This window comes from Amycolatopsis sp. A133, assembly GCF_031082405.1.
GTDB lineage: Bacteria > Actinomycetota > Actinomycetes > Mycobacteriales > Pseudonocardiaceae > Amycolatopsis.
In genome coordinates this window covers 1-631 of record NZ_JAVHJU010000018.1, presented here as the reverse complement: position 1 = coordinate 631, position 631 = coordinate 1, and the positions used below count along the sequence as shown (strand labels likewise).

Genomic DNA, 631 nt, shown 5'->3' with positions numbered 1-631 from the left:
ATGCACTCACTAGAGGCTTTTCTCGGCAGCATAGGATCACTCTACTTCGCCTCAAACGGCTACGCATCACGTCTCAGCCTATTGCCATGCGGATTTGCCTACATGACGGCCTACACGCTTACACCAGGACAACCATCGCCTGGCGGAGCTACCTTCCTGCGTCACCCCATCGCTTGACTACTACGAAATCAGGTCCCACGCTCCACACACCATCCTCCGTCCGAAGACATTGGACAATGGCTTTGGGTGGTTAGTATCAAACGCCTCGTCATGGGCGCACATGCTCGGGTACGGGAATATCAACCCGTTGTCCATCGACTACGCCTGTCGGCCTCGCCTTAGGTCCCGACTTACCCTGGGCGGATTAGCCTGGCCCAGGAACCCTTGGTCATCCGGCGGCAGAGTTTCTCACTCTGCATTCGCTACTCATGCCTGCATTCTCACTCCCACACCCTCCACCGCTAGCTTCCGCCACGGCTTCCCTGGATGCAGGACGCTCCCCTACCCATCAACACGACTACACAAGTCCCTCAAGGGGACAAGCGGATCTATTGTGTCAATGACACAGCTTCGGCGGTGTGCTTAAGCCCCGCTACATTGTCGGCGCAGGACCACTTGACCAGTGAGCTAT

At 56.9% G+C, this 631-nt stretch carries 1 rRNA gene; it reads right to left on the bottom strand.

What is annotated here, in order from left to right:
• Positions 1–631 (bottom strand): 23S ribosomal RNA (locus Q5425_RS16540); the annotation flags it as partial.